The following is a 13,268-nucleotide window of genomic DNA, read 5'->3' on the forward strand; positions in this document are numbered from 1 at the left end:
TCGCCCAGGCCGCATCGAAGCCCTCCCTGGAATTCGCACTGTCCGAGGCTGGTCGCGAACTCGCCGCGGAAGGCAGAACGGCTATCCGGCGAGTGTTCGCCAGTCCTTGACAGCGACGGCAAGAGCAATCAGCGGCAGGACGATCTGCATCCATGCCTGCAGCATGGGTGGCTCGAAGAGCCAGGGCATATGTTCCTGCGTCTCCGCGGGCAGATACATGCAATATTCGGGTTGGAACGCATGAAGCCACTCGAACAGAAGGCGACTTCTCTGGAAGGTATTGCACTCGCCCTTCGGCGTCAGCAACAGAAAGAACTGCAGACTCAGGAAAGCCGCTCCCAATGGAGGTATTGCCCGGAAGAGCCCGTTCTTGAGGTCCTTCTTCCCCCGCGTGCGCGGCATGTCTTCCCGAAGGAAGTGAATCGCCAGTATCACGAGCACGATCAACAGCGGCCCGAACACGAGAAGATAACCGGCGTTCAGCTTCAGCTTCAGATCGATCAATGGGACTTTGATCTCGTCGAATACCGAAGGTGCTCGGACGGCGACGCAAGCCGCGATGCAACAGAGACTCAGTATGAGGAAGTCCCGACGCTTGGGATCCTTTTTCGTTTGGTCGGCATCGTCGCGAGGCATCTGAAGAGGCATTCTTTCTGAAAACGGAGAACGAATTTATCCCGCCGCTACCGGACCGTGCGTCAACGAGACTCGCATACGGCGTCATCCCACTGAGGTGCAAACAAGGGTGACGACTTGTAGTCAAAACCCCAATCTTTGACGAACCCAGCCCTTGCGACCGACCGCGTCGTTGGTGGGACCCGGCCCTTGGGTAAGATCTTTGGCCGCGTTCTTGAGCGTCGTCGCCACAGCACCATCCGATCCGACGAGATCATTGCTCGGTCCAGGACCTTTCGTGATGTCATGCACGAAGTTTCGGAGGGCCCTCATAATCTCGCCGTTGGGACCGATCTCGATGTCGCCGATGGTCACCCTCATGTCGCCTTCCACGGCCGGGCAGGCCGGATGCTTGGCGGACTCGAGAGCGGCCGAAATCGCCGCTCTCTGGGCCTCCGGCTCGGACCGCGAAATCGCGCCATCCGAGGGGTGCACCTCCAAGTCGGCGGACACGACGTAACCGTCCTGGCTTGCTTGGACGTCGGCGACGCTGACGCGGTATTCGATGGCATCGTGTGCCATCCGGAACGAAGTACCGTCGTCGAAACGATGCGTGGTTTCGAGAGCGAACTGCTTCGGAAGGTCGTCGACGACGATGGTCGGCTGACCAATGGACTGAGGCACTGGGACGTTCCATCGCAGGCCGACCGGAAACAGATCGGTCTTGAAATCGCCGACCTCGATGCGGCCGTCGGTCTTGACGTCGGCCATTACGCCGCCGCACGGCACGGATGCGTCGAGAACGAGCAGAGAATGGCCATTGGTCGCAATGCGGTTGAGCCGGAGCGTGCCGTCGACATGCTTGCCGGCACTGCCCTTAAGCAAGACGGTCGTGCCCGCGCCGCCGCCGACGGGAAGCGGGTTGGCGTGAACGTGAACCTTTGCCTCCATGTCCATGTTGAGGTTGACCGCAAGCGCGGCGCCCTGGTTCGGTATCCATCGTGCAGCCACGTTGGACATGACGACACGGGCGGTCGCCGACGTGGGGTCCCTCAGTTCGACGTAGGACTTTCCGTCGGAAACCAGCTGACCCGTGGTCGCAATCGAGGCGATCGTGGCGGTGCGGTTCGCCTCGGGCAGCCGCGCGATCTGGTCCGCCATTCCGACGATGGCGGCCCCTCTCAGCATGAGGACGAGATCGTGCTTCTGCTCCAGACCTTCGACTTCGTTGCCGATCTTCGTCCGCAACGCGGCGACTTTGGCCGGCAGATCGGCTTGCGGAACGGTCGGCTTGGCGGGCGCGACTTCACCCGGCGCAGTCCGCGTCCCCATCAGCCAGACGCCGGACTTGACGAAGAGCGGCATCGAGAACGCGAAGTTCTGCCGCACGGTTTGGCCGGGCAGAGAGCTTTTGAGCGTCACCGAACCCGCGCTCGTAGGAACGGTGCTGACGTTGTTGAACCCAGTGTCGAACGCCAATCCGTTCTCCATCGGGATTTCCACGACGAGGTGACGGTCGAGCGCAAGCATGAGACCGGACGCGATGACTTCTCCGACCATGCGCCGTCCCGGCAGATCCATAAAGCCCCAGTCGAGCCGCGGCTCCGCGTTCGCGATTGAGATCGCAAACTCGGCGACGGTCTGCGCACTCGCAGCCGCCCGCTGGACCAGCCTCGTGCCTCGGAAGGCGAGGTCGCCCTCTACATGCATCTTGACGGCGGCGCCGTGGCTCGGGCTCGCCACGCGGATATCCATCGCGGCTCCGGCGAGACCGATGCCCGGCTTGATCCGGATCTCTTCGATCGTCGCCGCGATGCCTCCGACCTTCTCCGCAGGCACGTGGACCGTCGCGCCGACCAGTTGCTGCAATGCACCGTTCAGCGCCTTGTTGGAAAGGAATGCCGCGGCATCCGCAGCCTGAGGACGCCGCCCGTTCGCAAGAGCCTCGTCCATGAGCGCCAGCGCGGTCCACTCGGCTCCCAGCCGTTCTCGCATCACGAAGTCGTGCTTGTAGGTCAGCCAACTCGCGGACGTGGCGACGCCGATAGCTGCCGCAAGACCAACCGATGAGACCAGCGTAAGCTTTTTCATGTTAGAGCGTTCCTCGCGATAGTCGGCCCGGAGAAAAGGATCTGACGCGGGACTTTCCGGGTAGCATGTAGGAGTTGAACTGCAGATGAACAACTACCAGGCGAAGGCCCGCGTCCAGAGGTGTCGCAACACTTTCGCAATTGCCGCGGAATTGGGTCTAAGGCCGGGCGGGTAACCGCCCTAGCCCACGCGCAGAGCAAAGCTCCGAGCAGAATGACCGCGCAGAACGTTGCATGCGGACGACGCAGGCGCTTATCGCCAGGCCGCGGCACGCGGTTACGCCGTTGCTACGCTATAGCCGGCGGACGGCGCGACAATGCTCGCTCGTCGAGCTCCGAACCAGCGACAGTACTACATTTGGTACGACATGATCGATCGAGAAGCGGCTTAAGTGCTGGCGCTGCTTCCTTTTTTGCGATGTCCGGTCCAATCCATCATGGGACAGACTGTGTCGCCAACGGCGTAAAGTGTCTATCGAAGCTCACCGACCGCACCAGTTTCGCACCAAAAACGACGTGAACAAATCACGACGAACGTGATCAACTTCAAACGAAAATGCAACAAAATCAACGAAGCTGATCGATAGTCTGCCGCTCATAACGGCCTAGTTGCAGGTCTAACTCCAAGAATAAACGTTATTGAAATGACCCAAGATAGCCGCGCCATGTACCCTCGCTTCTTGCCGATGCAGAGCGCCGAGCGCTCCTTTTACTGCGCTAGGTGAATTCCAGCGAGGAGGACGTGGCCGTCCCACACTGTGCGCAAGTGGACTAGCTCACACTTCGCCCATGCAATCTGTGATATTGATTGGCCTTTGGCGCACTTTTGGGGATGGTGTGCAATGCCGAAGAATATTGTGATCTTGTCCGACGGCACAGGCCAGGCTGGCGGCATCAATTTCGACGAAGCTCGGACGAATGTTTACAAGCTTTACCGCGCCTGCCGGGTCGGCCCAGACACGAAGGTCGAACCATCAGAACAGGTCGCCTTCTACGACGCCGGTCTTGGTTCGGCGTCCGACGGCGGCCACTTCAAGATCGGCTGGATGCGGTGGCTCTACAACCTCGCCAGTATGGCGACGGGCCTTGGGATCACCCGGAACATAGTCGACTGCTATGCCGCGATTATAGCCCTGTATGAGGAAGGCGATCGCATATTTCTCGTCGGCTTCAGCCGGGGCGCCTACACGGTCCGATCAGTTGCCGGTGTCATGACCTATTGCGGAGTCCCGCGCCATATGCCCGACGGCTCGCCCGTACGCCGCGACCCAAAGAGCATCCACAGTCTGGCCGAGCACGCCGTCAAGAATGTCTATCAATTCTGCCCATCGTACTCGCGCAAGATTGTTGGGTATCGCCAATTCCTGCTGGAGACCCGCGACGCTATCGCCGCCCAATTCAGAGAGCAATACGGCAGTACGATCACCGTCGCTGGCGCCGAGCACGCGAACGTCTTTCCCTACTTCATCGGTGTGTTCGATACCGTCGCGGCCCTCGGCCACAAATATCTGGGCGCGGCGCTCGTGACCTCCGGCATTGCGCTACTGATCGGGCTTCACTGGCTCGGTGGCTTCCTTCAACCGGTCCTTCCTTGGGCCGGTTGGGTGGCCTGGATTCTGAGTTACCTCGGCGTCGCCACAGCCCTGATTGTCTTTCTCATGAACTATTTCAAAATCGCGCCATCCTTGCCCGGCTACGGGTTCTTGAAGCGCCTCCGGACCGTGCATTTCGCGCCGCCGAAGCACAAATTCTACGACACGACGCTGAATCCCAACGTCGGCTACGCCAAGCACGCGATTTCGATCGACGAGAACCGCGCCGACTTCAAACGTGTCGGCTGGTCGCCCACGGCCGAGAAGCAGGACGAGCGGGACGCGCACGGCAACCTTTACTTCGAACAGGTCTGGTTTCCGGGCGTGCACGCCGATATCGGCGGCGGCTATCTCGAGAATGAGGCGCGGCTCTCGGACGTCGCGCTCAACTGGCTTCTCGCCGGAGCTTCGCTCATCCCGGGCGGCCTGAAGCACGACGGCAGTGTCCTACGGCTGTCACCCGACCCCGCCGGGCCCCAACACAATGAGCAGGCGGGCGGCTTCCTCAAGGCCGGGGTTCGCGATCTTCCCATTGATCCGGAGTCTGGGGAGTCGAGATCACCGGTGCACAAATCGGTCTATCGGCGCTTCGAGGCAGGATCGGTTCTCCTCTACGACCGCATCGCGGCCTATCGGCCGGACAACTTGAGGGTTCACGTTGACTTCAAGCACTATTTCGATGGCAGCGCGGCGCAGCTGCCCCGATGCGTCGCCGATGACATTGAACAAAAGTGGGAAAATGCCGGCTGTATTGGGCGGCTCTGAACCAGATAGGGCATTGAAAAGCGGTTCTGGCTGGCGGCCTTCGAGTCGGGTTCGCCGCCGCCGAGGCGAGCAAAGGAGATCACAATACCGAGAGTGGACTCGCCAACCGACCGCCAAAAACACCGTTTGAAAAACCGTTTTAGTTCGGCTCTCTCAAACGGTTTCTCACGCTAAGGTCTTGATTTATATGGTGGGCGCACCAAGGCTCGAACCTGGGACCGCTGATTAAGAAGCGTATGATTCATTAGGAAAATCAATGACTATTCCGACAAACCGGTCGCCAGATCTGGATTGAAGTCGCAATGGATTTTTTCTCTGTCGGAATAGCCGCTTCGCCTGCCGGGCACGATGAGCACGGCTTCCATCCTCACTGTTGGAAGGAGAGCGGAAGCGGCCCCGGATCGCCCCCGATGCTGCGAACCGGCCGCGGACGATCTTATTGCACCCCGTTCAATCGGAGACGGCATATCGCCCGCGGCGATCGGCAGGCTGAACGCAAATCTTGCGCCACCCAAGGTCGAACTATTGTCGGCACCGATATGACCACCGTGCGCCTCGATGATCGATTGGGTGATCTGCAAACCAAGGCCCATGCCGGTCTCCTTGGTCGTGAAGAAGCCATCGAACAAATGCGGCAAGTGGTCGGCATCGATGCCTGGCCCGCTATCTTCGACTACGCAGCAAACGGTCTCGGCGTCGATCTTCTGCACCCGGACCGCGATGCTCTTCTCCGCAAGCCCCGCCTTGGTCAGGGCCTGCGCGGCATTGATCACGAGATTGACGACCACCTTGTTGAAGCTGAGTGCGATCGCCGACGATGATCGGAAGATCGGCCGCCACTTCGAGGGAGATCGACACGTTTCGTATCTGAAGCTCGTGCTGAACGAACGCGATCGATTCCTTTAAGATATCAGCGAGCTTGATCTCCGAATGTGTCGTTGAACCCGACTCGCCATGGTCCGGATACCGTCAACGATTCCAACTGCGCGCCTCGCATCGTCAACTACGCGCATCAGCAAACCCTCTACCTTCGTCAAATTCGGCTCGTCACGCTTCAGCCAGCGCAGCCCCGTTTCCCCGTTTGTGATGATCGAGGCCAGCGGCTGATTGACTTCATGCGCAATGGGACGCGATTGGCGTACTCCAGACCGACCTCAACCCATGCTTCAGCACATGTGGGCGGCACGGAGCTTCTAACCACCGCGGGTCGGACGCGATATCTTCCGCGATGATCTGGCTCTTCTTGCTAATCGACCGCCCTCGCGGTGAGTCATCGAAAGCCAGCGAGAGACCTTCGATCGATTCGGTATAGCTCGCAGGAAGGGACGGAGCGACGCCGAACTCAAACGCCTTGCTGCGATCATCGATCGGATATATGCCGCAGTAACAATCTGGCACTGACTCCTCAAAAAGCTTGCATAGTTCCGCGAGAACATCGCGCAGACGCTGCCCCGAAGCGATCAACTCCAGGACACGCTTCTCGCCTGCAAGGTGACTCTCCGCCCGTTTCAGATGCTCAATCGCCTGTGCGAGATCTCCGTAGAGATAGGTATTCTCAAGAGAGACGGCGGCTTGCGAAGCCAGTAGCTTCAGTATGGCTGTACGGTCGGGCGTGAACACTCCGGAAGCAAGATTATTCTCGAGATAAAGCACGCGTTCAACCTGGCCTCGTTGACGAGCGGTAGGCACAGGACGGACCTCGTCTTGCTCTTGACCACATATCCATCGGCGGAATAGGTCGGGTGACTTGATGGTGCGCGTTGACCTCAAGATCCGGGCTTGGGCCGAGCATCTCGAAGAGGGCGCCGGGGCTCTCCCGTCGCCGGCATTTAAGGCTCCGGTAGTCCGGGGACGCCCGATCGAGATATGCGGCGCAGCCGCGAGATCGAAGAGCGCCCATGCGCGCGTGGAAAAGCCTGGGTCAAAGCTACGGAGATGATGCCAATTTCACGTTTGAGATCGACATGGCGGGACGGGCTGATTACGATTAGCTTGGTTGCAGCACCGCGCTGACGCTCAATGGAGTTGAGCGTACCTGCTTCGGGCATGGCTTCCGCGCGCTTGCTGATTTTGACGGACCACATGCCCGTTCTGAGTGACCCTATTATCACCGAGTTGCTTGGGAGCATTGAAGCCAACCGGCTCATGCTTCTTTGTGGCGCCGGGCTGTCAATGCCGTCGCCGAGCAACCTTCTACCCGCCTGGAGGGTGGCCGAGCTGTGCTACGAAAAGAGGCGTGATATCGAGGTTCTGCCGGAAGCGCTCCGCTATGACCTTGACGCCTTGGCCGGTCATTTCCACGCGGCCGGTCATTTCAAGGATCAATTCTTGGGCCTTATTCCCTGGGCCGAGTTGCTGGGCGCGCCCAATGCCGGGCATGCTGCCGTGTCCGATCTGCTGGTCGCGCGCGCGGCGCACTCGACACTGTCGGCGAACTTCGACCCGTTGATCGAAATCTGGGCCAAGACCCGGAAAATCGATCTGCGCGGCGCGTTGGATGGCGCGCAGGCCACCGAATTCAGTGCCGCGACCAACCCCCTGCTCAAGTTTCATGGCTGCCTCGACCGAGACAGGGATGGGACGCTGTGGACGCAGCACCAACTCGGCGAGGCGAACGTCCAGCAGCGCATCGAGAGCATCAAGCACTGGCTTTCCATCAATTTGCCCGGCAAGGACCTGCTCATTGTGGGCTTCTGGACTGACTGGGGATATTTCAATGATGTCCTAGCCGATGCCATCGCTGTCGGCGGCATTGGGCGCGTGCTGGTCATCGATCCCGATTCGGCAGAGGGCCTTCAACGGAAGGCGCCGGGTCTTTGGGGCCATCTCACCGCCGGCACGCAGTTTTCTCATATTGCCGGCTCGGGCGACGAGGCGCTCGATCAATTGCGAACGGCCTTTTCAAAAGTGTGGGCTCGCCGGTTCTTTAGGCTTGCCCAAGCCATGGCGCCCGCGATTCCTGCTCCGGACCCGTCTGGCTGGCTGGGTGATGAGCTCTACGATTTACGCAGGGACGCCGAAGGCGTTCCATACAACCGGGCAGCCAGGCAGAAGGGTCCGGCCCCTGAAGCCGCCCAAGCCGCCCTGGCTCATCTACTTTTGACACAGGCGAACGCGACACGGGAGGGGGCCTGGTATAGGCTTAACAACCAAACGATCCGGGTGGTCCAAGGTGGAGGCCAATCGCTGTCGACCGTGCGGGAGCGATACGACGAACCAACGTCGCTCGCATCGCCCGATTATGTGATTTGTGCAGGCGCAGTCGATCTCAGCTTGCCTGCCAAGATCATCCCGGGGGGCGCAGGCGCGAGCGTGGTCCGTCCAACCAAAGGCGGAAGCGCAAAATGGCTTACACTTGAACAGGCCCGGGTGGAACTTGGAATATGACAGACCTGCTTTCGACGCTCCAGTTGGTTCTCAAAGACGGCGGATATCAATGCTGGCTGATGCCAGTGGAGCGCCGCGCCGGCGTGACGTTTGAAGACGATACCTTGATGGGATTTGGCTATGTCTTCGAGGATCCGCAATCTCTGATCGAACAGTGGCGGGCGCAGGAGGCAGCTACCTTGAACCGCTATGCGTCCCGCTTCCGCGCGGCGAACGAGAAAGCTTGGAACATCTACTCGATTTTCCTTTGTGCGACCGCGGCCGAAGAGGAGCAGGCGCGAGTCATTCGGCAGATTGAAGAAGACCTCGACCGGACGCGCAAGATCGCTGCATGTGGCGTAGGGACCGTCGACGAAGTCGTGACGGCGCTATTGCCCATCATGCCCCTTCAATACCGCCCCACACTTGAACAGGAAGATTACGCCGCCCGCTTGCGCCGCCGGATCGCAGACTTCGCGCCGGACGCGGCCGAAGCCGCTCTGAATGAAGACGTGCCGCCAGCGGACGTCATCGCGCTGCTAGGGACGAAATCATGAGGATCGAATTCGTCGAAATTGCCGGATTTCGCGGATTCAAGGAGCGAACGCGCTTCGAGCTCCCTGCGGGTTTCGCTGTCCTTACCGGCCATAACGGCGCCGGCAAGAGTACCGTCTTGGACGCGATCGATTTCGCCCTCACCGGCTCGATCAACAAATTCACGGTACGCAACGCGCGTGGCGGTGGACTTGAAGACCACATCTGGTGGATTGGCGGCGGCCAGGCCAAGGAGCATTTCGTCTCGATTGGATTCATCACGGATGATGGGAAACGCTTCACAGTCACGCGCACCCGTCGTGGCCTGGTCGATCAGGGACCGACGGGCGTCGATTTCCTGTGCGGTGGCGGCGGACGGGTATCTGCCGAAACTCTGATGAAGACGACCCTGATCCGGGACGAGTCGATCGTCCGGCTAAGCGTCGATCAGTCGGAACAAGCGCGTTTCGAGGCCGTTCGTGAGGCCATTGGCGGATTGGTCGGCCCTGACTTTTCGGAGCGGACGCAGGAAATTCTCGATGCCGCCGTCAGCGCAAGGGACGAACAAAAGCGACGCCTTGACAACGTGCAAGCGGAGCTTGGGCGCGCCTTGAGCTCGCTCACCGAAGCAAGGAGCGCAGCCGAGAAGTCACCCGACGTCGCTGAAGCGATGAAGACGCTCGAAGACATGAAGCTCTCCCTCCCCTCCGAAGGCGGTAACGATGCGTTGCGGCAGATCGTCGCCGAGAGAAGGCAGCGTGTGGCGGAGTTGGAGCGGCTGATCTCGCGGGCGTTCGACTTGAAGTCCGTTCTGGACCGCGTTCGGTCGAGCACGTGGGATGAAGAGCTCAAGGCGATGGAACGCGAGCTTGCTGCAGCCGAAGAGCGCGCCTCGCTTGCGGAGGCGGGGCTTGACGCAGCCGCGCGGGCTCTTGAGGCCGAACGCGAAAGCGATACCTTTGCCAGCCACCTTGCCGCACTTATCGACCATGGCGCGCATCTTGGGCTGCAGGATGGTCATTGCCCTCTTTGTGATGCTGTACGCTCCAATGACGCGTTCGAGGCGGCGCTCGCCGCCGCGCGAACAAAACTCGCGGGCCGTGATGACAGCCTTGCGCAAGCAACCGTTGCCATGCAGGAGGCGGAACGGACTTTCCAGACGGAACGCACGCAAATTGATGGCCTCCGCATCGACATCATGGGCGCTCAACAGCAACAAGCGGATGCCTTAAAGCGCCTCCAGGATATCACGACGCTGTTCGAAACCTTCCAATTCAAGGCGGATCCGGCTGAGCCTGAACTTGCGCAGATCGCTTTGCTGGACGAACAGGAAGAGATTGCCCGCATCGAGCGCGCTTTGTTCATTCTGGAAGCCTCCGGAGCCGCCGACCGTGTGGCGACCTGGCAGAACCGTGTCAACGGATTGCGCAGCAGCCTTGATGCTGAATCGACGAAGCATGCCGATACCGAGCGGGCGGTTTCCAAGGCCCGCGAGGTCCAGACGGCTGCAAAAACGGTGGCAAACCAGATTTCCGCAGAACAATTCGATACCGTGATGCCGCTGCTGCAAGAGCTTTACCGGCGGCTTCGCCCCCATTCCGAGTGGCGCGAGATCGAATCCGACTTTGGCGGCAAGGTAAGAGGGACCCTGAACTTCACGGTCGGCAACGGACACAACGTGCAGTTCCTTTTCAGCAGCGGCCAACGGCGCGCCGCAGGCTTGGCGTTTCTTTTGTCGATCCATCTTTCCCGGCGCTGGTGCCAATGGCAGACCCTGTTGCTCGATGATCCCGTCCAACACATCGATGATTACCGGGCCCTCAATCTCGTTGAGGTGCTGTCCGCGATCCGGCGGACCGGCCGGCAGGTCGTGGTTGCCGTCGAGAACCGAGCGTTAGCCGATGTCCTTTGTCACAAGCTGCGCAGCACGATCACGCAGCCGGGCCGCCGTTTCGATCTGACGATGTCGACGTCGGGTTCCGGAAGCATTGCGGAGATCAGCGATATCGTCCCAATGCCGCGTGAAATACTAAGGCCGGCGCAAGCTTCTTAGGCTAGATCTCGCAGGCCCGGTGAAGCCACTACGGCCACGAGCTTCACGAGCGGATCATTCATAAAAGCTGCGGTTATCGACCGAAACGGCGACGGTGTCCTTGATGATCTCGCTTCGCGACCGGACCTTTGATTTCATGCGCGCCTTGTAAGGATAGGAATCCGAGATCACGGCGCCCATGTCATTGCGCAGGTCTGAACCGGAGCCGTATTAAAGTTCGACATAGACGGTTCCGTTGGCAACGATATTGATAAATTCCTCGTCCACCTTGTGGACGCGAACTTCGGAAACGTAATGGTCATCGACCGTTGTGTGCGTCGACAGCTCGTCGAGTTCTTGGAGAGTCTCTGTCAAGAACGCATCGAAGACGGCATCGTGAATTTCGTCGGCTAGCTGCTTGTGAACTTCCGCGAATACGTCAAGAAGGCCACTCAATGCGTCATCGACAAGCCTGCGTATTTCCTTGTCATCCGTCAGGATAGTTTCTTCGCGCACATGGGTGGCTCGATTCAACCTATCGATAGCCTTAATACCTATCGATAGCCTTAATCAAAGGGGTCAAGCTTGAGGGTGTTGGTCACGAAGTCGATTGGTAGACCGCCCTGTACAATATAGATCGCTCGCTGCTGTCGGGTCGGGCCGTTGGCTTTCGGTTCTTGCTTGTACCAGCAGCACTTGGACACACGCGAGTCCGGCGAGAGCGCGTGCAGAACGTGCCCGGCAACTTCGCGGATCACCGCCGCGCCGAGATTGCCACGGATCGGGTTCCTGCTTTCGCCAACCTGAAATGCGCCCGCAAGTACGGTAGCCGCAAAGGCGTCGTTCGGGATTTCGCGCAGGAAAGCGTCGCCGCGCAGACGTAATTCCGGCCAGGAGGCAGCGCTTGATTTTTGGCGCGATCGTCCATGTGTGGCTTAGGCAAGCATTGTTCTCGGTTTTGAGCTGCTCTCGCGCTAACAGCATGCGAGGGCAGAGGGAGGCCAGGGGAAAGTCTCTCGCGAGATAGTCATAGTGCCGACGCCTTCAAGTCGTAATCGTTCGTCGCGAGGAAACGGCAGGCAACCGAGCGTAGCAGACATTCCCAGCCATTCCGGGCCATCGCGAATAGCTTCGCGATCACCCGTAGATAGATTGAGCGTGCACCTCCGGTGGGGAGACCACGCATGCAGAATCCGTTTACACCATATAGCCGGCCGACGCCCATCAACGACAGACGCAATCTCGCGCGCGGCATGAGCTATCAGGGCTTCAACCAAGCCCGTCCACGGGTCAGGGCATGGTACGAGCTGGCTTTCATGCCAACGGCTGCGAGTGCACTCGCCTGTGTTGTGATCCTGGCCGGCTGGAGCTTTTCAGATGGGAAAGGGACCATCCCTCGCGCTCCTCTGGAGAGGAAGAAACCATCAGAGGCAAACGCGCCGTCGTCGATTAAAGAACGTCCTGTCGTCGCGCCGGAAATCGGTTCTGCGCAGCCGCAGCTTGCCATGCGGGCGGTCAAGGACCCACAGCGAAAGCTACTTTACGTCAATCGCTGGGGTCAGGTGGGTACGCAGGATGGGCAGCGCTTTCGCACGCTGGTGACGCCGTATGTACGGGCGGGCTACCTCCTCTACCGCGTGACGATCTCCTCCCTCGGCGCTTCAGTCGAGGCGCGATGGATATTGGCGAGCAGATCCGCACCTTACGCGGCGAGGTGCGCGCGCCGTTTCGTGACAAGCAGGGCGAACCCCATTGCGCGTTTCAGCAAGCAACAGGATAAGGTGCGCGCCGGCGGCGATGGCTTGGCTGACCCTGATGGATTTGCCTGCCGCTGCGCCAGCGCATGTTCTTTCATCTGGGCCAGCGGCTTCCGGCGCGATGGCGACGTGATCGGCGTGCATATGTTCACCTTCGTGGATGAAGCCGCGGCGCGCTGGTCGCCCTGTGAACTGCATCGTCAAACCGCGCGAAGCGTGCGCGAGCTCGACGGATTCCTGGCCAAGATGGGGATGCCTGCACCGATCCGTCCGCGTCTTTGGTCAACGCCGCCGGACATGATCTACGACCTTACCCCTGCGGAGGTCATGACCATGACCAGGCTGACGGATTTCTCCACCATGCTCCAGGCGAACTGCAAAACCGGAACCGATCCAGTGCCGCGATGGGAGCCGCTCATCCCAACGAACGATCCGGCGCGATCGGCATGTGACCAACGGACCCTAATCACCATGATGCGGCTCGGCGCCGCGCGCTTATCTCGGGCGGCTGGATAGC

At 60.0% G+C, this 13,268-nt stretch carries 11 protein-coding genes and 1 pseudogene; 5 read left to right on the forward strand and 7 right to left on the reverse strand.

Going from position 1 to position 13,268, the window contains the following annotated elements; all coding sequences use genetic code 11:
- Positions 1–81 precede the first annotated feature (81 nt).
- Together CI41S_RS11775 and CI41S_RS11780 are read right to left on the reverse strand one after the other, a co-directional pair.
- Positions 82–504 carry a hypothetical protein gene (locus tag CI41S_RS11775; RefSeq protein ID WP_139859081.1) on the reverse strand — a complete coding sequence of 141 codons (423 nt, stop codon included), beginning with the start codon at positions 502–504 and terminating at the stop codon, positions 82–84.
- 255 nt (positions 505–759) lie between these two features.
- Positions 760–2,706 (reverse strand): hypothetical protein, encoded by a 1,947-nt coding sequence (locus CI41S_RS11780; RefSeq protein ID WP_139859082.1) that lies wholly within the window; start codon positions 2,704–2,706, stop codon positions 760–762.
- Between the two features lie 841 nt (positions 2,707–3,547).
- Here CI41S_RS11780 and CI41S_RS11785 point away from each other — a divergent pair.
- A complete protein-coding gene (locus tag CI41S_RS11785) occupies positions 3,548–5,062 on the forward strand; it encodes a T6SS phospholipase effector Tle1-like catalytic domain-containing protein (RefSeq protein WP_139859083.1) in 1,515 nt (504 codons plus the stop codon).
- A 260-nt stretch (positions 5,063–5,322) separates the two neighbouring features.
- Here CI41S_RS11785 and CI41S_RS11790 read toward each other — a convergent pair whose 3' ends face one another.
- The 3 genes from CI41S_RS11790 to CI41S_RS11800 all read right to left on the reverse strand — a co-directional run bounded on the left by CI41S_RS11790 (position 5,323) and on the right by CI41S_RS11800 (position 6,715).
- A complete protein-coding gene (locus tag CI41S_RS11790; protein ID WP_172627998.1) occupies positions 5,323–5,850 on the reverse strand; it encodes a sensor histidine kinase in 528 nt (175 codons plus the stop codon).
- A 114-nt stretch (positions 5,851–5,964) separates the two neighbouring features.
- Entirely contained in the window at positions 5,965–6,186 is a 222-nt protein-coding gene (locus CI41S_RS45275; protein WP_139859295.1) for a histidine kinase dimerization/phospho-acceptor domain-containing protein, read from the reverse strand.
- Positions 6,176–6,715 carry a GAF domain-containing protein gene (locus CI41S_RS11800; RefSeq protein WP_139859085.1) on the reverse strand — a complete coding sequence of 180 codons (540 nt, stop codon included), beginning with the start codon at positions 6,713–6,715 and terminating at the stop codon, positions 6,176–6,178. Before CI41S_RS11800 ends, CI41S_RS45275 begins: the two co-directional genes overlap by 11 nt.
- Before the next feature lie 366 nt (positions 6,716–7,081).
- Here CI41S_RS11800 and CI41S_RS11805 point away from each other — a divergent pair, with 366 nt between their 5' ends.
- The 3 genes from CI41S_RS11805 to CI41S_RS11815 are packed head-to-tail and all read left to right on the forward strand — an operon-like array spanning position 7,082 to position 11,015.
- Positions 7,082–8,449: an SIR2 family protein gene (locus CI41S_RS11805; protein WP_139859086.1), complete on the forward strand. Its 1,368-nt coding sequence runs from the start codon at positions 7,082–7,084 to the stop codon at positions 8,447–8,449.
- Positions 8,446–8,985 carry a hypothetical protein gene (locus CI41S_RS11810; protein WP_139859087.1) on the forward strand — a complete coding sequence of 180 codons (540 nt, stop codon included), beginning with the start codon at positions 8,446–8,448 and terminating at the stop codon, positions 8,983–8,985. Before CI41S_RS11805 ends, CI41S_RS11810 begins: the two co-directional genes overlap by 4 nt.
- Positions 8,982–11,015 (forward strand): AAA family ATPase, encoded by a 2,034-nt coding sequence (locus CI41S_RS11815; protein WP_139859088.1) that lies wholly within the window; start codon positions 8,982–8,984, stop codon positions 11,013–11,015. The genes CI41S_RS11810 and CI41S_RS11815 overlap by 4 nt, the downstream gene beginning before the upstream one ends.
- A gap of 54 nt (positions 11,016–11,069) precedes the next feature.
- Here CI41S_RS11815 and CI41S_RS44245 read toward each other — a convergent pair.
- A pseudogene (locus CI41S_RS44245) lies at positions 11,070–11,510 on the reverse strand (pPIWI-associating nuclease domain-containing protein).
- 50 nt (positions 11,511–11,560) lie between these two features.
- Positions 11,561–11,872, reverse strand: coding sequence for a pPIWI-associating nuclease domain-containing protein (locus CI41S_RS45280; RefSeq protein WP_172628009.1), 312 nt, complete (start codon positions 11,870–11,872; stop codon positions 11,561–11,563).
- A gap of 306 nt (positions 11,873–12,178) precedes the next feature.
- Here CI41S_RS45280 and CI41S_RS11825 point away from each other — a divergent pair, with 306 nt between their 5' ends.
- Entirely contained in the window at positions 12,179–13,267 is a 1,089-nt protein-coding gene (locus tag CI41S_RS11825; protein WP_139859090.1) for a hypothetical protein, read from the forward strand.
- Position 13,268 lies beyond the last annotated feature (1 nt).

Origin of the sequence: Bradyrhizobium ivorense (assembly GCF_900696085.1) — a bacterium.
Classification (GTDB): domain Bacteria; phylum Pseudomonadota; class Alphaproteobacteria; order Rhizobiales; family Xanthobacteraceae; genus Bradyrhizobium; species Bradyrhizobium ivorense.

What these genes read in the sequence shown, in the direction of transcription:
- CI41S_RS11780 (WP_139859082.1), bottom strand. Translation starts at nt 2,706, where the DNA reads ATGAAAAAGCTTACGCTGGTCTCATCGGTTGGTCTTGCGGCAGCTATC.
- CI41S_RS11785 (WP_139859083.1), top strand. Translation starts at nt 3,548, where the DNA reads ATGCCGAAGAATATTGTGATCTTGTCCGACGGCACAGGCCAGGCTGGC.
- CI41S_RS11805 (WP_139859086.1), top strand. Translation starts at nt 7,082, where the DNA reads ATGGAGTTGAGCGTACCTGCTTCGGGCATGGCTTCCGCGCGCTTGCTG.
- CI41S_RS11810 (WP_139859087.1), top strand. Translation starts at nt 8,446, where the DNA reads ATGACAGACCTGCTTTCGACGCTCCAGTTGGTTCTCAAAGACGGCGGA.
- CI41S_RS11815 (WP_139859088.1), top strand. Translation starts at nt 8,982, where the DNA reads ATGAGGATCGAATTCGTCGAAATTGCCGGATTTCGCGGATTCAAGGAG.
- CI41S_RS11825 (WP_139859090.1), top strand. Translation starts at nt 12,179, where the DNA reads ATGCAGAATCCGTTTACACCATATAGCCGGCCGACGCCCATCAACGAC.